Raw genomic sequence first — 19,013 nt, forward strand, 5'->3', positions numbered from 1 at the left:
ACGGCGATCACTTCGGCTGGTCGCCATAGCGCCAGACGGGAACTCCGATCTTGCGGGCCTTGTCGGTAAGGTTGTCCTGGATGCCCGTTCCCGGGAAGACGATGACGCCGATAGGCAGCACGGCCAGCATTGCGTCGTTGCGCTTGAATGGTGCGGCCTTCGCATGTTTCGTCCAGTCGGGCTTGAAGGCGATCTGGGGCACGTTGCGGTGATCGGCCCAGCGGGCGGCGATACGCTCGGCGCCCTTCGGTGATCCGCCGTGCATCAGCACCATGTCGGGGTGCTTGGCACGCACCTGGTCGAGCTTGTCCCAGATCAGTCGATGATCGTTAAAGTCGAGCCCGCCGCTGAGCGCGACCTTCGGGCCGGGCGGCAGCATGACCTCGGTCTCGGACCGCTTCTTCGCGGCAAGGAAGTCCCGGCTGTCGATCATCGCTGCGGTCATGGCGCGATGGTTGACGAGTGAGCCGTTGCGCGGCCGCCAGGCCGAGCCGGTGTGGCGCTCGAAATGCTCGCAGGCCTGATCGCGCATCAGCTCGAAGGCGTCGCGTCGCTCGATGAGCGTCTGCCCCTCGGCGATGAGTCGCTCCAGCTCGACGGACTTGACCTCGGTGCCGTCCTGTTCGCGCTGGCTGCGGCGCTGCGCCTGTTCGTTATCATCGAGCTCGCGGGCGATGCGGTCGGCGGCGCGATGGAAGACGTTGGTTGTCGACCAGAGCAGGTCCTCGAGATCGGGCCCGAGGCGGGTATCGCTGAGCGTGGCGACGAGAGCGTCGAAGATGTCGGCGATGGCCACGGCGACGAGGTTGCCTTCGGGAAGCGGCCGGGGATCGGGTTCGTCCTGGAAGGGGCGGAAACCGTAGAGCTGAAGCTCGGCGAGAACGTGATCGGTCGGAGACGAACTGTGGTGGGCTTCGAAGTCGTCGTCGGTGATCATGGGATGCTCCGTCGCTGGATTGGCCGCGACCCTCGCGGCCTTCATGGCGACGGAAGACGGCGGGCGGGCCGGCCCTGCACCCGGAGCGAAGCGCAGGGCCGAAGCGCCAGCGGAGGACCGCAAGGGGCCGACTATTTTGCTTCGCGATGTAAAGGCGGCTCTGCCGCCGACGGAAAATAGTCGGCCACCAAGGTTGCCGGGCCGGGCCGTTTGCCGTCCTGATCGCCCTCTTGAAGGCCGAGTGCGCGGCTCTCTCCGGCACGCCTGAGCATCGGCCGCCGGCGAGGCGCTGGCCCTCACCTTCGTTCCGGCCATGCGTTCACGGTCGCGTGCTCTATGCGGCGTCGGCCATGAAGCGGGCGGCATCCCGGTGCGCAAGCTGGGCCCGAAGGTCTGCACCCAGCACGTCGGGGCCGAGCAGGCGGAGATCCTCGTTGAAGTCGCCCAGCCTCGGCGACAGCACGATCGCCTCGATACCGTCGTCGGACGCACGCTCGATCAGCGCGGCCATCGCACGGTCGCCGGCCGGATCGTCGTCGCGCGCAATGTAGAGGCGGCGCAGCGTGTCCGCGAACAGGATGGCCGGGAGATGGGCGGCCGACAAAGCGGCGACCATCGGCATGTCGGGTAGCGCCATCCTGAGCGAAAGCATCGTCTCGATGCCTTCCCCCGCGGCCATGACCTCGTCGGCGATGCCGAAGCGGACAGCGTTCCCGAGAAGATCGCCCATCGCGCGGCGCGGCGTGTCGATCGGCGCCTTGCCGAGCCGAACAGGATCAAACCCGTCGGGATCGAGCCAGGTCCGATGTGCGCCAGTGAGGCGGCCGTCGAGATCGGTGACGGCGGCGATCATGGCGGGCCAGATCTCGGTCGCGGAATGCTCGTCGGGACGGTAGTAGCAGCGCGGGTGGAAGCGGAGCGATCCGGTTCCGTGCAAAGCCGTAATGCCGCGTCTGCGGAGATATGCCTCGACAAGCGTGCCATGGATCGGCCGCGACATGGCGAACAGCCGCCGCGCCGCTTCGGGGGAGCCAGTGGGCGCCGGTTGGATCGTCCGCCGACGCTCGCTCGCCTCCGGCTCGGGCTGCGGCAGGCTGAGGAAGGCGCTTGCCTCCTTGGCGACGTGGGCGAAGTCGACCAGGCCGCAGGACTCGCGGATGACGTCGAGAAGATCGCCGTGCTCGCCAGTGGCGGCGTCGGTCCATTTGCCCGACGCACCCTTGCCGCTCTCGGGGCCGGCCAGGCGCACGAACATCGAGCGCCCCGGCGTGTTGCGCACGTCGCCCACCATCCAGTAGCGACCTTCGCGACGGCCGTTGGAGAGATAGTGGCGGCACACCGCCTCGGCATTGCGCGCGAGACGGTGTGCCAGTTCCGAAGCATCGAGCCGGGACATCACGCGGCCTCCCGCTCGCCGACGCGCGCGACCGGATAGCGATCCAGCACTTTGGCGACGATCGCGGGGCCGCTGGCGTCGGTGGGCACGAACATGCGCAGCTTCCACGAAATGATCTCGTGGAAGAGCCCGTAGGCCGAGAGCCGTTCGCGCATGCTGTCGTGGAAGCCCGACAACTCGATGCGATGACCACCCATCACCCGGACACGACGAAGCTGAAGCCCCTCCGCGAGATCGATGACGGTCTTGCCCTCGATGAGGGCGGCGAAGGCGTCGTCCGGCGTCAGCGAAGGTAGGCCGGTCGCCGTGGCGGTCGCCGCCCACGCCGGCGAGACCCTGCGGCCGATAATGCTCCCGCCGTCATCGGTTTGCAGCCGATAAACGCGCGTCGACTCGTTCGGCAACCGCTTCCAGATCGGAAGGAGCAAACCCGCGACCATGTGGATGGTCGAGTCTGCGAACGGCGGCACCTCGTTGAGTTCCGCGGCCCATGCTGCGGCGAAGGCTGCCTCGTTGGCATCCTGCCAATGGCTTTCCGCCAGCATGCGGACGGGGATGTTCGGCGCTTCCATCGGCCGGATCAGACGGACGCGGTATTCCACCTCGCCATCGTCGAGCATGACGGACGGCGCGTGGACCTGCACGGCAGCGCGGGCGGATCGTTCGTTGACGAGAAGCCGCGATCCGCGCTCGCGTAGCCGGCTCAACGCTTCGTCCAGCGTGATCGGGCGATTGCGCTGGCGCTGCGTGATGGTCAGGAGCCGCGTCTCCGCTCCGGTGCCCGGATGCGTGTAGATCGTCTGCCGGTCGGTGACCACGAAGCTCTCGGCGCGCAGCGTCTCCAATCCCATGTCGTAGGTGCCGGCGGAGACCGCGCCCTCGATGCGTGCGTTCAAGAGTTGCTCGAAGGCGGTGAACAGGATGCCTTGCAGCTCGATGGTCAACGCCAGCATGCGGTTGAGGAAGGTGGTGATCGGCGGCAGGTCATCCTTGATGCCGTTGGCATCCATGAGCTTCAGGCCGGTCGCCGCCTCGAAGCGTTGAAGCGAGCAGCCGTCGATCTTGCCGCGAACGAGCAGCATGTAGAGCTGGCGCAGGGCGTCCCGTGCATAGTGGGACTCCAGGTTGTCCTCGGGCCGGAACAGGCCCTGGCCGCCAGTCTGGCGTTGACCACGCGTGATCGCGCCGAGCGTATCGAGCCGGCGTGCGATCGTGCTGAGGAAGCGCTTCTCGGCCTTGACGTTGGTCGCGACCGGCCTGAACAGCGGGGGCTGTTGCTGGTTGGTCCGATGCGTGCGGCCGAGCCCCTGGATGGCCGTATCCGCCTTCCAGCCAAGCTCAAGGAGATAGTGTACGCGAAGGCGGGTGTTCCTTGCCGTAAGCTCGGCATGATAGCTGCGGCCGGTGCCGCCAGCGTCACTGAACACCAGGATGCGCTTGTGGTCGTCCATGAACGCCTGCGCCTCGGCGAGGTTGGCGGAGGCCGCGCGGTTCTCGACGATAAGGCGGTTGTTCCCGGCACCGCCGCCGGGCTTGCGGACGATGCGGCGTGAGCGGCCGGTGACCTCCCCGACCATATCGGTGCCGAAGTGCTGCACGATCTGGTCGAGCGCGCCGGGCACTGGCGGCAGGCTCGCGAGCTTGGCGATCAGCCCATCCCGCCGCTGCACGGCCTCCCGGCTCTCGACCGGCTGCCCGTTGCGATAGACCGGGCGTGACGACAGCTTGCCTTCGCTGTCGGTGAACGGCTCGTAGAGCTGCACCGGAAAGGAGTGGGCAAGATAGTCGAGGACGTACTCGCGCGGCGTGATGTCGACGCGAACGTCGTTCCATTCCTCGGTCGGCAATTCTGCGAGGCGCCGTTCCATCAGGGCTTCACCCGTCGAGACGATCTGGATGACTGCGGCGTGGCCGTCCTCGAGATCGCGCGCGATCGAGCGAAGCAGGGTCGGCGTCTTCATGCTGGTGAGTAGGTGCCCGAAGAAGCGCTGCTTCGCGGACTCGAACGCACTGCGTGCGGCCGACTTAGCCTGGCGGTTCAGCGTGCCCGATCCGCCCTCGCTTCCGCCGGTGATGTTGGCGGCCTGCATGGCGGCATTGAGATTGTTGTGAATGATCGCGAAGGCATCCGCGTAGGCGTCGTAGATGCGGGTCTGCTCGGGCGTCAGCTCATGCTCGACGAGCTCGTATTCGACACCGGCAAAGCTCAGCGAACGCGATGTGTAGAGGCCGAGCGCACGGAGATCGCGGGCGAGCACCTCCATGGCGGCGACACCGCCAGCTTCGATCGCCTCCACGAACTCGGCTCGGGTCGAGAACGGGAAGTCTTCGCCGCCCCACAGGCCGAGCCGTTGCGCATAGGCGAGGTTGTGCACGGTCGTCGCCCCGGTGGCGGAAACGTAGACGATGCGCGCATCCGGCAATGCATGCTGGAGCCGCAGCCCAGCACGGCCCTGCTGCGAGGCTTCTTGATCGCCGCGTTCACCCTTGGCGCCGACCGCGTTCTGCATGGCATGGGCTTCGTCGAAAATGATCACTCCATCGAAGTCGGAGCCCAACCATTCAACAATCTGCCTCACGCGCGAAAGGCGTTCGCCGCGGTCGTCGGACCGTAGCGTGGCATAGGTGGTGAATAGGACGCCTTCCCGCAGCGTGATCGGCTTGCCCTGCGGGAATCGCGAGAGCGGCGTGATGAGCAGGCGCTCCATGCCGAGCGCCGACCAGTCGCGCTGCGCGTCCTCGATGAGCTTGTCGGACTTGGAGATCCACACAGCCTTGCGGCGGCCCTGCATCCAGTTGTCGAGGATGATGCCGGCAGACTCGCGGCCTTTGCCGACGCCCGTTCCGTCGCCGATCATGCAGCCGCGCCGGAAGCGGATTGCGCCCTTGGTGTCCTCCGCTGCGGCGGTCGCGACGTCAAGCGTTGCGTCGACCATCCAGGCGCCGGCGAGATAGTCCGAGTGCGCCTCGCCTGCGTAGATCAGCGTTTCGAGCTGCGCGCCGGAAAGCACGTTGAGGATGTTGGCAGGAAGTCGAGGACGGTAGGTCGGCTTGGGCGGCGCGACGGAGGCCATCGCCGCCGATTGGACGAGCTGCGTCGGGTGATCCTGAGCGCCGGCAATCCGGATACTCTGGAGCGCATAGTCCTCGTAGATGGAATCGGAGAGGCGCGCGCCCTGCGGCGGCGTCCAGTCGATCGTCTCGTAGCGGAGTTCTACGCCTTCAGGCTCGGCGACGCTCGACGGTCGCGTTGCAGTTTGTGCGGCGCGTGCGAGATAGCCTCGAACGGTGCGCGGCGTCGTGGCGGCCGGCAGGGCGGCGGAGGCATCGACCGGCAGCCGTGGCGGAACGTGCTCGGCGATCCAGGCCAGCAGCGTCCCGACGTCCGGCGCGACACCGGGTGCGACCGGGAACGCGGTCGGATCGTCGGCCGGTCGCTTGTCGATGACGGTCAGCCGTGTCGGGAAGGTCGTGCCGTGCTTGGCATAGACCCGGCCATCGATGGCGGCGGAGAAGACGACGCGCCCGCGCTCCTGTAGCCGGACATAGGCGTCGCGCCAGGCCGGAGCGTCCGGCGCGAAGTTGGCGCCGGTGATCGCGACCAGGCGACCGCCGTCGGCGAGCCGCGCCAGCGCCGAGCCGATATGGCGGAGCGCGGCGTCGGCCATGCGGCCCTGCACGTTGGCCACCGCCGAGAACGGTGGGTTCATGGTGACGACGCTCGGCACGATTGCGGCGTCGAGGTGATCGTGAATCTGCGCCGCGTCGTGGCAGGTCGTGGCGACGTTTGGGAAGAGTGAGGAGAGAACACTGGCGCGGGTCTCGGCCAGTTCGTTGAGCACGAGCGATCCGCCTGCGATTTCCGCAAGAATGGCGAGCAGGCCAGTGCCCGCCGACGGCTCCAGCACGCGGTCAGCCGGTGTAATCGCGGCGGCTGTCAGCACCGCGAGGCCGAGCGGGACTGGCGTTGAGAACTGCTGGTACGCCTCGCTCTCCAATGAGCGGCGCGTGTGTGTCGGCAGGAGCCCGACGATCTTCGCGAGCATCGGGAGCGCCTGAGCCGGAGAGCCGGCCTTGCGCAAAAGCGCCTTTCCGTATTTGCGGAGAAACAGGACGGTCGCGGCCTCGCCGGCGTCGTAGGCTGTCTTCCAGTCCCAGGCGCCCGACGCATCGGTAGCGCCAAAGGCTTGCTCCATCGCGGTGCGGAGGATCGCTGCGTCGACCTGACGGCCCTGTTCGAGATGAGGAAGGAGAATCCGCGCGGCCGTGCCGATGCAGCGGGCGACATCAGGAGGTGACGCAAGCGGAGGGATCGCGACCGCAGGCGCGGCCGCGAGAGCGGATGATGGGGGCATGGCGATGAACCTCTCGGAGAGCGGAGATGGGCGAGCCGGTCGGCGCTCTCTCTGGACCGCTCCGGCTCAAACCCGTCCCGGCCAAGCTCTCCCTCTCGTCACGCCGCCACCTTCACCGCGCGCCACCATGCGATGCGCTCATCGCACGTCGCGTTGGCGAGGCGCAGCAAGAGGTCGCCGTCCGGGCCGATCCGGAACGGATTGCCCCATTTGCCGCCGCTGCCGATGTAGACGGCGTTCACCGGCACGCCTGCGTGATGCTTGTTGAGAACCCTGCACATGCGATCGCCTCCTGATGTCCGTTGCAGCGGACTGGCGACGGGACGCGGTTGAGGCGCGGCAGGTCACGCATCGGGAGCGATGCGGAAACGGCTTGCCCGTTGATCGGCGAGCCGCCGCGTCCAGACAGGCCCCGCGACGCGAGAGATCAGTGGGGCGGCTCGTCCGGCAGGGTTCTCAACAAGCGGCACGTATGCGTCGAACGGATTGCCGTCGGCGAGATGGCCGAACGGTGTGAACACGAAATCCGTGCCGTCGCGCCTCACGGCGCAGATGACGAAGCGCAGTTCGCCGGTGACGGAGTCGGCGCACTCCATAAGCGCGAGGTTGCCGTCAGCCGCGGCCCGCAAGAGCGTCGCGAAATTCGCACGGGCGTGATCGGGGATGCTCATGGCGCACCTCGCTTGCTGCGCTTGGCCGAAAGCGTGGTGTCGAGCCAGGGATTGGTCGCGACCCACGCCACGGTCTTGCGACGGCCGAGGTCGAGCACGTGCGCGCCACCCCCGAACGCGTTCACGCGCGGGCGCGAGCATGTGTTCGCCCATTGGAAACCCCAGCGTCCGGAGAGGCCGAATTCCTCCGCGCAGCAAAGCACGAAGTCGATGACGGCCTGCGGATCGCCGGTGACGTCATCGCGAATCCAGAGCCGGGTCCCGCCATGCTCGGGCTGAATGGAAAGGAGGAACGCATCGGACGGCGGGTCCTCCGCAGTGTTCGCCTCCATCATACGATTGTAGAGATCGAGGGCTCGTGCGGCGTTGTCCGCTGTGCCGACATCGAGAAGACAGGAGAAGTGCGTGAAGAAATCGACCATGTCAGGCTCCTGAAACGACAAAGCCCGGCGCGTGCCGGGCTGGTTGAAAGACGGATTGGTGCCTGCGCGTCAGAGCCGGAATTCGGCGACGAGCCGCTGCGCGTTGGCGTGATGTTCAAGCATCTCGCGGTAGAAGCGCTTGCGCGCCTCCCGCCTGGAGGGATCGCGGCGGGCCGATCGCGCGAGCTTGCGCCGCGCGGCTCGGATGACCGTGCGGTTGCTGGCCCAGACCGTGACGTCGAGGCGGAGATAGGTGCCGTACATCTCAACCTCCCTTCGCATCCTTCGCCGCTCGCAGAGCCGCGAGTTCCGCGCGGAACTCGGCTGCGCCGACTTCCTCGGTGAGATCGGTGTTGACGGCGACGGACAGGCAAGCAGCATGAACGTCGTCATCCGACACTGCGTCCGGCGTGAGACTCTCGAAGTCAGGATCGGTCTCGATGATCGACGCGATCTGGTCGAGAACGCGATCCTCCCGGAGCTGCGCGAGGATGTGACCGGGCCGCGGCGCCGCGACGGGCTCGTCGGGATCGCGAGCGCTGGCAAGGATCGCTTCCGCTTTTGCGACGGCGGCGTTTGCACGCGCGAGCCAATAGGCGTCCGTCCGTCGCTCGGCGATCTGGTCCGCAATGACGATCTTGAGGAGACCGAACATCACCTCGAAGTGCGCGGCCTTGCGCTGGATGGTCTCATCGAAATGCGATGAGACCGGCACGGGGGCGCCCGAATAGGCGGCGTTGGCGCCGAGCCAGACGCCGGTGACATAGGTTTCGCCGGCGGCCTCGTAGTCGAGCTTGTCATTGGACCAGTCATCGTCCTCGATGGCCTGGCGACAGGCTTCAGCCGGTGTCGCGGCGTCATAAGTCCGCTGCCTGTAGACGGGCACCCGGTAGGTGGTCTCGATCGTATAGGTAGGCATGAGAAGTTCCTGAAAATGCGAAAGCCCGGCGCGATGGCCGGGCTGTTGAGGGTTGAGTAAGCAGAGAGCTGGCTAGTAGCCGAACTCCCACGACGGCCAGGGCTGGCCGTCATCTGTGACCTTCACCGCGTCATCGAGGTAGTCCGCGTGCCCTTCGACGAAGGTCGGGTTCTCGACGGGCGTTTCGTCGATCACCGTCACGGCGCAGACGAGGCCGTCTTCGACCTCGACATGAACGGGCACGAAATACTGAAAGACGACGCGGCGCGGCGTGGCCGAGCTGAGCTTAGTCATCGGAATGTTCCTTGGTGAGAGATGGCGGGAGCGATCGGAGCCGCCCCCGCCATGATTGCGTCACTCGGCGGCGATCATCACCGTGTCGTCGGCGTCGACTTCGCCGTCGCCCGCCTGCTCCTCCTCCTCGCCGGAGAGGAATGCCGGCAGTCCTTCATCGCCTCCGGCCTCGCTCGGATCATCGGCCGCCGTCGCATCCCGATCGGCGGAACGCAGCGGCTCCGGCAGCCAGCCGGTGTCCGCGAGCAGGCGTTCGGCTTCCTTCGCCATTTCCGGCTTCTTGAGGTGGTCGATGAGCTGCGCCTTCTCCTCACCGAGCGCTTCGCGCACGGCTTCGACAATCCGGCTCTTCGTGACCCGGCCGAGATAGTTCGCCACGCTCGGACGCCATCCAGCCTCCACCATGTCGAGGCCCGTGGCGCGGGCAAGCCGATCGGCCTCGCGCAGGCGCCGGTCGAGCCCGTGCTGCGAGACGCCGTTGCCGCTATACGGATTCGGACGCTCGTAGAGAGCGTTGATCCCATAACTGACGCAGTGCGCGAGCAGCGCGAGGCGGCTCGCGTCATCGAGTCCGGCGATCCAGTCCCAAAGCCGGTCGTCGTCCCCGAGCGGCATGTCCGCCTTCCAGGCGTCCGCGCGTGCCTGGATGGCCTTGGCAGAGGCACTGTCCTTCAGGTCGGTGGACTGAACGGGGAAGGGGACCTCCCGAACGGCTGCCTCGACCGCGGAGCCGTGCGCGTTGCGCTTGACGCCGTCGAGCACCAGCTTGTGCAGGAGCGCCGTGAGGGCGACATGCGGGTGATTGGCGACTGATTCACGCAGCGCCAGCGTGCGATGCGCGGTGAGCTCGATGACCAGGCGCTCGGGCAGCGGTTTGACGCCATCATCGTCCTCATCGTCGTCGCCCTCCGGTTCTTGTCTACCGATGGTGATGACCGCGCGCTGAACGGACGGTGTTGCGGAAGCATCAACGCCGCCGCCCTCTCCATCAGCCTCGGCGTCGCCGCCGTCAACGGCAACGGGCGCCTCGTCCTCGGGCCGCACATAGCCACGGTCGACCACGATGTCGCCGTCGCGGTCCACGCTGACGAAGACCCCGGCGCGAGCGATCTCGGCGGGATCGTAGACGACCGGGCGCTTCTCGAAGGCGTCGAGAGCCTCCTCGATCTCGCCCAGCCGCTGATCGATCTCGTCCGGCAGCTCGTCGGCGCCGTCATACTCCGCCTCGAGCCGATCGTATTCTGCGCGCAGCGTCTCGCGTTCGGCCCGTTCCTCGTCGGTGAGATCGACGAAAGAGCCGGTGATCTGGCGCAAGTCATGATCGTAGCCATACGGCAGGTCGAGGTCGATCTTCACCCACCTCCAGCCTTCGCCGGCGATCTCCTCGGCCACGGTCTTGAGCCGTTCGCCGACCAGGCGGTGAAGCAGCGCTGGGTCCTGAAGCCAGCCGCCGTTATCGTCCTCGAACAGGTCGCGCAGCACTGCGCCGCCGGCCGCGATGTATGCGTCGACGCCGACAAAGCGCGCGCGCTTGTCCGAGGCCGGGATCGTGGTCTCGGTCAGCAACTGGCGGATATGCCAGGGCTGCCGATTGTACGAATGCTGCACGGCTTCCCACACCTGCTCCTGACGCGCATGATCGGGGTTGACGGTGAAGGCCATCAGCATGTCGAGCGTCATGCTCTCCTGGGCATAAGCGTCGCGCAGGACGGGCGAGACCGCGTTGAGACGCAGCCGCTGCTTCACGACCTGCACCGTCGTGAGATAGGCCGCGGCGATTTCTTCCTCGGTCATGCCCTTGTCGAGCATGTCCTGGAATGCGCGGAATTGGTCGAGTGGATGAAGGCCCGCGCGCAGAAGGTTCTCGGCGAGGGAGTCGTCTTCGGCGAGGATCTTCGTGTCGGACTTCCGGACGACGCAGGGGACGAGTCCGTCCTTCGGGAAGCGCTTGGCTTTCACCAGGCGCTCGATGGCGCGATAGCGGCGCCCGCCGGCCGGCACCTCGAACATGCCGGTCTCGGTGCCGTCCCCGTCGAGAATGGCGCGAACGTTGAGGCCCTGGACGAGGTCCTCGCGTCGGCCGATGTCGTGGACCAACTCGTCGAGCTCGACTTCCGGCCGGGTTCGCCGGACGTTGGACTCCGAGAGCACGAGCTTGTTGAAGGGGATGTCGCGCGAGCGCGAGAAGACGATCTTCTTGGCAGCCTTTGCCATGTCGGGATACTCCGCGACGGGCGCCGAGAGCCTCTCTCTCGGCTTCCAACCCGTCACGAAGCGAAGCGCCGCCCTCTACCTCTGAGGACGGCGCCGCCTCCCGGCGAGGCGGAGAAACGTGGAACCGGAGATGCGCAAACACTCATCTCCGGCTCTGCGGATTTCAGGATGAGGCGCGTCACACGCCGTCACGGCGAGCCTGCCGTGCGCGGTAGAGAATGCGTTCGGCGGCGCGGATGCTCCCAGCCTCACGGGCGGCTTCCGCCCAGACCGAGATCGGGAAATCGCCGGTGAAGAGGATGTCGCGTTCGATCCCCATCCCGAACGGCAGATCGATCGAGGTCAGTTCCTCGAGGGAGAAACTGCCTAGCTCTGGATCGCCGAGATCGGCGAGTCTGAAGAGCGTATCGCCGTCCGCGTCCAGCTCGGTCACGAGCCAAACGCCTTCACCCAGGGGGTTGAAGAACTTGACGACGGGCACATGGTCAGCGCCGCGTTCAAGCCCATTGGCGAGCAGTCGCTCGCGCAGGTCGTCGGTCAGGAGGATCATGCCGCCCTCCTGTCGTTCGCGGGTTCGCTGGCCGTCTCGGTTTCGGGGAGGAAGGCAAGCAGCCAGTCAGCCGCCTTGCCGGCCTGGGACGCGGCGCGAACGATGGCACGATTGTCCTCGCGCAAGACTTCCAGCCACGAACCGATGTAGTCGGCGTGTCGCACGGTCGGGACAATGCCGAGCGAAGCGCAGCAGAACGCCGCGTTCATCTCGGCGACCAGTTCCTCGAACGCGTATTTCTTCGAGCCGAAGGAGCCGGAGAGGTCGCGGCCGAGACGCGATGCATGACCTGTTGCATGGCCAAGCTCATGCAGGGCCGTGCGGTGCCAGTCGATGGTTTGGAAGTACGCCTGCGGAGGCGGGACCTGCACGTAGTCATGCGTCGGCACGTAGAAAGCGCGGTTGCCGCCGATGCGAAAGGCGATGCCGGTCTCCTTGATCAGCGCTTCGACGCGCGGCTCGATCAGGCCGGGCTCCGGCGCAGGCGCCGCGACCGCAAGGTCGTCGGGCAGATCCTCGCACTGCGCGACGTTGAACACGGTGAAGCGCTTGAGGAACGGAATCGCCTGCGCCTCCTCACCGGTCTCCTGCGCACGCTTCTTCTCGTCGTCGGGAACGAAGCGATCGGCGTAGACGACCGTGGTGCCACGCTCGTCCTTGCGGACATGGCCGCCGAGCGACAGTGCTTGGCGAAAGGTCAGCCAGCTCTGGAGGGGAAAGCCGTGCTCGATGACCGCGCCCCACAGGATCAGCACATTGATCCCCGAATACTGCCGGCCGGTCGCGGCGTTCGCTGGCATGGCAAGCGGCGCCTTTGCGGCCGCCGTTCCCCAGGGCTGGACCCAGGGCACACGCCCAACCTCCAACTCGGCGATGATCTTGTTGGTGATGTCGTCGTAGAGACTCGCGCGGTCCGCACGGGCGCGAGCATGATGATGATGTCTGGACATCGCGGTTCTCCGCGACGGGCGCCGGAGGCCTCTCCTCCAGCCCTCAACCCGTCACGGAAAACCCGATCCGCACTCTCACTCTAAGGGGGCGTTGCGGGGTCTCCCCGCAGAAGGGGTCGGCCGAGACATTGGCTCGGCCGCAGGGGAAGGCCTTCCCCTATTTGAGAAAGTACGAATTGTCGTAGTTGAGCTACGATAACGGCAACAAGTCAAAGCGACTGCAGCCGGTTGCCGCTGCCACAATGGAACGCCACTACGCGCTTCCTATAATGTGTCGATCTGCGCCAAGGGGGATCACCCATCCGCCGGCGCGATCGGCACGCGCGAATTCATCGTGCCTGGTGGTTGCGGCTAGCCGGTCGCGCACGGTCTTGGCCTCGCCCTCGATCGCCGCATCGATGAGATCCCGCTCTATGCCGACGAAGACCGGGCGCAGGTTGAGCCGGGCAAGCACATCCTGATCGGCGGGATTCGCGGTTGCGTCGGTCAGCGGTCCCGCCCGGGTGACGATTCCGCCAACAAGCCCGTCAATGGCGCTGGCGCCGTCCACTTCCCGTACTGGCGCAGCATTCAGGAGCGCTCTGGCGCTCGCGACATCACGCTGAAGCCCGTGCTCAGAGCGTTCGCGGGTCAGCCGCCGAAGCGCACCGGCGAGCTCGGCATGGCCGAGCGGAGCGACCAGGTTTGCGATGTGGTGACGAAGCAGCCCGATGAAGACGGCGTCCTTGTCCTCCGCATCGATCGGCTCGCCTTCGTCGACCGGATCACGGACTGACAGGTACGCTTGCGCTGGTCCATTTGTCGCAGCGCCCCAGCGCGTCGCGATCGCGACGCGCTTGATCGTCACCTTCCGTCTCCTAGCCGTCACGTCGATGCGTTGGGCCTGCGTCCATCCCCTGGTGAGCGCTTTGTCGGGACCGCTTGGGTCATGACAGCCTTTGGCCTCCGCCACGGTCAGGGAAGTGAGATCGGCAGCGCAGGCCACCCAGTCCGGCAGATCGCCACGGGAGCGGCGGACGATGTCGATACGGCGCCGACCGTCAAGAAGCAGCGATCGGCTCGTGAGGTGCGCGAAGATGGAAAGATCAAGATAGCGCTCGAGATACGCGCGGGCCACGAAGCGTCCGAACAGGCCTGACAGTGCGACCTTTACTTCGCGCGCCTGTCCGAGAGGCTCCTTGAAGATGAACGGTGTGCCCGGACCCGTCGCGGTGAGCAGGGCGTCCAGAATGGACCAGGCACCATAGGCGGCGCCGGGGGTCTGAAGCACCTCGCGGATGCCGGCATCCTCGATCTCGGAAACCTCCAGATCGACGGTCGGGCCAGCAACGGGGCTCGCAGATGTGGGGTCGAAGCTATGGATGAAGGTCCGCGTCACAGCGCCAGCGCCTGCTTGAGATCGTCGTGCTCGAAGGCGCTGGCCATGCGGGTGATCTCGGAGGGCCGGGCGCCGGCCTCTTTCGCGGTCTCCCGCCAGGTCGCCGTCACGGCCGCAACTTCCTTGATGATGGCGCGTGCCGCCGCGAGGCCGAGGCCGAAGTACTCCGAGGCCGCCTCGAGGAGATCGATCGAGCAGGTGCCTTCGTCTAGATCGATGTTCGTCGTCAGCACCCGGGCCTTGAGGTCGGTAGGGACGGGGTTGAGGTCATAGACGGGGGAGAGTGACCAGCCCGCCTTGCCAAGCCATAGGAAGCCATGGTTGCGCAGGTGATCATCCACATTCGAGATCAGCACGTTGAAGGCGACGCGACGGTACAGCGCCTGCGCGTCGGTCTTCGCTTGCGCCCCGTGCCGCGTCAACGCATCGACGATTTCGGGATAGCTACCGCGCTCGCCATCCTTCGATCCCGTCATCGCCATGGCAGAGAGGAACGGGATGCGAATGGCAGCGTCCCTATCGAAGCGCCGAGACAGGAGCACCGCCTTTCCGCCAACGCGCAGCAATTCGTGGGAGGGCGTGGCGATGCCGGCACGCGCCGCCAGGCGCAAGGCGATCTCCTCCCAGGTCTCCAAGCTGTAGTCGTCGGTTTCCTTGGGGAACTTCGCGATGGAGAGGTGGCCGTGCTGATCGATGACCGACGCCTTGGGGCGTGAACCTCCAAGTGACGATCCGGGTGCGAAGATGAGCTGGAGATCCTCGTCCGTCTCCTCGTCGCGAAGGACGCGCTCCGTCACGGCGAGGAGACGCCCGAGCTCGATCAGGGCGGGCACGCCCGCACGAAGCGGCGCTTGGAACACGTCATCGCCCGCCCAGCGGAAGCGGAGCGCGCCAAGACGGGTCTCATCAGCGACGCCAAGGAGGTAGTCGCTTTCGGCGAGGGTTCGGACCGCGCGGTCTTCGCGCTCGGCGAGGCGCCGCTCAGCGCGCTGCATGAGGCGGCGTCCCCAGGTGTCGGGGGCCGAGTCACCGATGGACCCGAAGATGGCTTGTCCGGCCGGCGGTGCGAAGCCGCCGCGTGTCAAAGCGAGGGCAGGCTCGATCGAGAAGCGGTCCGGATCGGCGAGCCATTCCGGCGCATACTCGAACACGACGGTCTCGTTGCCCCGCACCTTGTTGCTGCGGGCTAGGCCGACCGGACGTGTGCGTCCTTCGAGGTCGATATGGACTTCGATGTCAGCCATGATCGGTCGGCCCCGGCGCGCGCTTGAGACGGACGCGCTTCGGCAGCTCCGCGCTGGCCAAGGCCTGGCCGATGCTGTCGCGGCTGATGTCGGCGATCTCGCCCAAGCCATCGAGCAGGCCAAGCGCCTGGAGGACGGCGGCGTAGATACCGATGCTGACATTGGCGTCGCCGGCTTCTACCCTTTGCAAGGTCGAGCGGGACGTGAACGCGCGCTCGGCGACGACCGCCATCGGCAGCCGGCGCCGACGACGGGCATCGTGGATATCTGCGCCCAGCTTGCGCAGAACGCGCTGCACAGCAGCGGGGGGATGGTGTGGCGTCGGCATTTGCTATCTTCGTGCTACCAAGACGGAATTTATGTAGCACGAAGGTTACAATTATTCTAACGGAAAATGGGTTCCCTACCGAGCCCCACCGAAGCCGCCATGCCTTCCGGCCAGGCTTGATCAGATCGGAAAAGCCCGCGATGCGGCTGCCAAGGCGGTAAATTCCAGCTTGCGGATATATAGCACTCGGTGCTATATAGCACACTGAAGTGGTGGGAGCGGGGCAATCCTCAAACAGATGGCTCGGCCATCGCATGCGCAATCAGCGCCGGCGCGTCGTCGCCCCTTGTTGATTGTCTGGACGGCAAGCAAGTCGGCGAACGGATTTAGGTGACGGCGATGCGAAAGACTAAGCTTCCTCTCCTGGCGGCCGTGCACGAGACGGTCAATGGCTCGCACGATGTCGGCATGGTGGATCAGGTCACGCTGCGCGATTTCGACCGCCGCTGCCTGCCCCCCGTCGAGCCTCTTGAGCCGGAGCAGATCAAGAAGATTCGCGAGGCCTCGCACGTAAGTCAGGCCGTCTTCGCGCGACTGTTGAACACCAGTGTCTCGACAGTACAAAAATGGGAGATCGGCCAGAAGAAGCCGACCGGAACGGCGCTCAAGCTTCTGCACCTTGTGCAGAAGCGCGGCCTTGAGGCCGTGGCATGACAGAACCTATCCCATCCATCCCTGGTGTGATCCAGCGTCTGGCTCAGGACGCCTGCGGCGCAACGAAAACATAGATAAAAAAGGCTCTTCCGCGCATGCATGCACCGGCCGCACGAACACAGCCAATAGAGCCTACGGCTCGCCCTGCGAGCCCTTTCACGGGCCGCCCTCCTGCTAATGTCGCCTACGCTACGCCTCGTGGGAGGATGCTGCACGGCAAGTCCGACGAAATCCTGGCCGACGGGTCGCTCGCCCGTTTTGAAGGCAAGGTCAATCTCATCTTCACTTCGCCGCCGTTTCCGCTCAACCGCAAGAAGCGGTACGGCAACGAGACTGGTGAAGCTTACATTAAGTGGCTTTGTGCCTTCGGTCCTCTGTTTAAGAAGATGCTCGCTCCCGACGGTTCCATCGTCGTGGAGATGGGCAACTCGTGGGAGCCGGGCATGCCCGTCATGTCCACCCTTGCGTTGCGTGCTTTGCTCGAATTCCAAGAGAAGAATGAGCTTCATCTCTGCCAAGAGTTTATCTGGCATAACCCCGCAAGGCTGCCGTCACCGGCTCAGTGGGTAAATGTCGAGCGCAGCCGGGTGAAGGACAGCTTCACCAAACTCTGGTGGATGGCGCCAACGGAAAAGCCGAAGGCCAGCAATCAGCGCGTGCTTCAGGAGTACAGCAAGGCAATGAAGACCTTGCTCAAGCGAGGCACCTACAACGCTGGCAAACGTCCATCGGAGCACGATATCAGCGAAACCGCGTTTCTGCGAGACAACGGCGGTGCCATTCCATCGAATGTTCTTACCTACGCGAACACACAAAACGGCGACGCTTATCAGACCTACTGCCGCGAGAACGAACTGCCGTTACATCCGGCGCGGATGCCTGCGGATTTGGCGAAGTTCTTCATTAAGTTTCTGACCGTTGCCGGTGATGTCGTTCTTGACCCGTTCGGCGGCAGCAATACGACGGGAGCGGCTGCCGAAGATCTAGAACGCTTCTGGATCAGCATTGAAGCATCCGAAGATTACATCAAGGGCTCGCGAGGCCGGTTCGGCGACCGGATAACCTCCGATTCTTTCTAGGGGGAGCAAGACGATGACGCAGATATTTGAGGCGGAACTGACCGTCGGGCCTAGGGCGATCGACGCCTATAGCCGCCTCAGCTACACGATGTGGTTTGCGCTGGCAGAGTTCGTCGACAACTCGACGCAGTCGCGACTGAATTATGGAAACCTGATCGATGAAGTCCTCCAGGAGGAGGGCCGTCCGCTGACCGTCTCGATCGTCCACGACCGACCGAACAAGACCCTCACGATCGAAGATAACTCAATCGGCATGAGCAAGGATGACCTCGTCGCAGCGCTGCGGATTGCGCATCCGACGCCGGACAGCAAGGGACGATCCAAATACGGCATGGGCATGAAAACCGCAGCGTGCTGGATTGGCGCTCAATGGACTGTCACCACATGTGAACTGGGCAGCGGTGAAGAGTGGACGGCCACTGTCGATGTCGACGCGATTGCTAATCACGGGGCGAAGGTTCCGCTCACAATGCGAACCGTCAGCCGCGACGACCACTACACGCGCGTGACAATCGGTAGTCTCCGGCGCGTTATCCAGAAGCGCTCCGAAGAGACTATCAAGGACTATCTCGGCTCGATGTACATGTTTGATCTGCGTCCTGATGTGAAGGGCCAGGTCGCACTCAAGCTCACCTACAACGGTGAGGAGGTCACGCCGCCACAAGAGAGCGACTGGGACTCCGATCCCTCTGGAACGCTTATGAAGCGCGATCTGCCGACGCTTACCGTTGACGGAAAGACCATCAAGGGTTGGATCGGAGTGTTGCGCAAGGGCGGGCGCAAGTACGGCGGTTTTTCGATGTTCCAGAACGGCCGGCAGATACAAGGTTTCCCGAACGCCTGGAAACCAAGCGTGATCTTTGGGGGTGTGGATGATGAGGGAGCAAACAACCTCATTGCCCAGAGGCTCACTGGCGTGCTGTTGCTCGACGGCTTTGGTGTGTCGCATACGAAGGACAGGGTGCTCTTCGAGGGTGATGAAGAAGAAGCGCTGGAGAAGTTCCTTGTTACGGAAACTAAAGCCTATGCCGATTACGCCAAGAGCAGACGCGGATCTGGGCGCGGGCCGAAGTGGTCGAAGGAGCAGGTCCGCGATCTGGTAAAGGACATGCAAACTGAATTCGTCAGCGCCGAGATCAAAGATGCGCTGAATAACGCGGCCTTACCACCCGTGGAAACGATTACGGCGAACAATCTGCAGCAAAGGGAGTCACTGACCGCCGAGGACGAAATCGGCCGTCTGGATATCCTGCCGGATTTGCAGGTTGTCATCTCATTGAAGGAAACCAGCCTCTACGAGCCACACGTTACGTTTGTCCCGGGCGCGGAGGCGAACGTGATCCACGTGATCATCAATGGGCTACATCCATATTATCAGACGCTGGAGGCGAAGGACGCGATCAGCGAGTGCGTGCAACAATACATCTTCGACGCGGTGGCCGAGTTCAAGGCCGGCAAGCTTATCGCACGGGTCAACCCGGATAGCGTACGGAACTTAAAGAACAACTTGCTGCGAGCGCGTGCCGAGCAGCTCGACAACGCTGACACGGAGGTGCGAGCGAAGGCAGAAGCCGAGTTGTTCGGGCGTAAGCCAGAGCGTGCTGCGGGCTAGGGGAGATTGT

Annotated in this window: 17 protein-coding genes and 1 pseudogene; 3 read left to right on the plus strand and 15 right to left on the minus strand. The window is 65.0% G+C overall.

The genetic code is table 11. From position 1 onward, the window contains the following. Positions 1 to 7 precede the first annotated feature (7 nt). From V5F63_RS19685 to V5F63_RS19755, 15 genes and pseudogenes are all read right to left on the minus strand, one after another. The gene (locus V5F63_RS19685) at positions 8 to 937 is read right to left on the minus strand and encodes a DUF2493 domain-containing protein (protein ID WP_394103022.1); all 930 of its coding nucleotides are present in this window, start codon (positions 935 to 937) and stop codon (positions 8 to 10) included. 334 nt (positions 938 to 1,271) lie between these two features. After that, a complete protein-coding gene (locus tag V5F63_RS19690) occupies positions 1,272 to 2,333 on the minus strand; it encodes a DUF7146 domain-containing protein (RefSeq protein ID WP_394103021.1) in 1,062 nt (353 codons plus the stop codon). Continuing rightward, positions 2,333 to 6,688 carry a strawberry notch-like NTP hydrolase domain-containing protein gene (locus tag V5F63_RS19695; RefSeq protein ID WP_394103020.1) on the minus strand — a complete coding sequence of 1,452 codons (4,356 nt, stop codon included), beginning with the start codon at positions 6,686 to 6,688 and terminating at the stop codon, positions 2,333 to 2,335. The genes V5F63_RS19690 and V5F63_RS19695 overlap by 1 nt, the downstream gene beginning before the upstream one ends. A gap of 98 nt (positions 6,689 to 6,786) precedes the next feature. Beyond that, positions 6,787 to 6,969: a DUF4326 domain-containing protein gene (locus V5F63_RS19700; protein ID WP_394103019.1), complete on the minus strand. Its 183-nt coding sequence runs from the start codon at positions 6,967 to 6,969 to the stop codon at positions 6,787 to 6,789. 146 nt (positions 6,970 to 7,115) lie between these two features. Next, a pseudogene (locus V5F63_RS19705) lies at positions 7,116 to 7,359 on the minus strand (DUF6117 family protein). Continuing rightward, a complete protein-coding gene (locus tag V5F63_RS19710; RefSeq protein ID WP_394103018.1) occupies positions 7,356 to 7,781 on the minus strand; it encodes a hypothetical protein in 426 nt (141 codons plus the stop codon). Before V5F63_RS19710 ends, V5F63_RS19705 begins: the two are co-directional and overlap by 4 nt. Before the next feature lie 69 nt (positions 7,782 to 7,850). Beyond that, positions 7,851 to 8,045 (minus strand): hypothetical protein, encoded by a 195-nt coding sequence (locus V5F63_RS19715; protein WP_394103017.1) that lies wholly within the window; start codon positions 8,043 to 8,045, stop codon positions 7,851 to 7,853. Position 8,046: 1 nt separating this feature from the next. Continuing rightward, positions 8,047 to 8,700, minus strand: a complete 654-nt coding sequence (locus V5F63_RS19720) for a hypothetical protein (protein WP_394103016.1) — start codon at positions 8,698 to 8,700, stop codon at positions 8,047 to 8,049. Between the two features lie 72 nt (positions 8,701 to 8,772). After that, positions 8,773 to 8,994, minus strand: a complete 222-nt coding sequence (locus tag V5F63_RS19725) for a hypothetical protein (RefSeq protein ID WP_394103015.1) — start codon at positions 8,992 to 8,994, stop codon at positions 8,773 to 8,775. Between the two features lie 60 nt (positions 8,995 to 9,054). After that, entirely contained in the window at positions 9,055 to 11,208 is a 2,154-nt protein-coding gene (locus V5F63_RS19730; protein WP_394103014.1) for a ParB/RepB/Spo0J family partition protein, read from the minus strand. A gap of 178 nt (positions 11,209 to 11,386) precedes the next feature. Continuing rightward, a complete protein-coding gene (locus tag V5F63_RS19735; RefSeq protein WP_394103013.1) occupies positions 11,387 to 11,758 on the minus strand; it encodes a DUF2958 domain-containing protein in 372 nt (123 codons plus the stop codon). After that, positions 11,755 to 12,708, minus strand: a complete 954-nt coding sequence (locus V5F63_RS19740) for an ArdC family protein (RefSeq protein ID WP_394103012.1) — start codon at positions 12,706 to 12,708, stop codon at positions 11,755 to 11,757. The genes V5F63_RS19735 and V5F63_RS19740 overlap by 4 nt, the downstream gene beginning before the upstream one ends. Before the next feature lie 253 nt (positions 12,709 to 12,961). Then, a complete protein-coding gene (locus tag V5F63_RS19745) occupies positions 12,962 to 14,086 on the minus strand; it encodes a hypothetical protein (protein ID WP_394103011.1) in 1,125 nt (374 codons plus the stop codon). Beyond that, on the minus strand, positions 14,083 to 15,330 hold the full coding sequence (locus V5F63_RS19750; protein ID WP_394103010.1) for a type II toxin-antitoxin system HipA family toxin: 1,248 nt from the start codon (positions 15,328 to 15,330) through the stop codon (positions 14,083 to 14,085). The genes V5F63_RS19745 and V5F63_RS19750 overlap by 4 nt, the downstream gene beginning before the upstream one ends. Further along, entirely contained in the window at positions 15,323 to 15,658 is a 336-nt protein-coding gene (locus V5F63_RS19755) for a helix-turn-helix domain-containing protein (protein WP_394103009.1), read from the minus strand. The genes V5F63_RS19750 and V5F63_RS19755 overlap by 8 nt, the downstream gene beginning before the upstream one ends. A gap of 339 nt (positions 15,659 to 15,997) precedes the next feature. On the opposite strand from V5F63_RS19755, the gene V5F63_RS19760 reads away from it, so the two are divergent. The 3 genes from V5F63_RS19760 to V5F63_RS19770 all read left to right on the plus strand — a co-directional run bounded on the left by V5F63_RS19760 (position 15,998) and on the right by V5F63_RS19770 (position 19,003). Further along, positions 15,998 to 16,312, plus strand: a complete 315-nt coding sequence (locus V5F63_RS19760; RefSeq protein ID WP_394103034.1) for a helix-turn-helix domain-containing protein — start codon at positions 15,998 to 16,000, stop codon at positions 16,310 to 16,312. A gap of 206 nt (positions 16,313 to 16,518) precedes the next feature. Beyond that, positions 16,519 to 17,391, plus strand: a complete 873-nt coding sequence (locus V5F63_RS19765; RefSeq protein ID WP_394103008.1) for a DNA-methyltransferase — start codon at positions 16,519 to 16,521, stop codon at positions 17,389 to 17,391. Positions 17,392 to 17,404: 13 nt separating this feature from the next. Beyond that, positions 17,405 to 19,003, plus strand: coding sequence for an ATP-binding protein (locus tag V5F63_RS19770; RefSeq protein WP_394103007.1), 1,599 nt, complete (start codon positions 17,405 to 17,407; stop codon positions 19,001 to 19,003). Positions 19,004 to 19,013: the final 10 nt, after the last annotated feature.

This window comes from Xanthobacter wiegelii (assembly GCF_043193855.2).
In the GTDB taxonomy this organism is placed as follows: domain Bacteria; phylum Pseudomonadota; class Alphaproteobacteria; order Rhizobiales; family Xanthobacteraceae; genus Xanthobacter; species Xanthobacter flavus_A.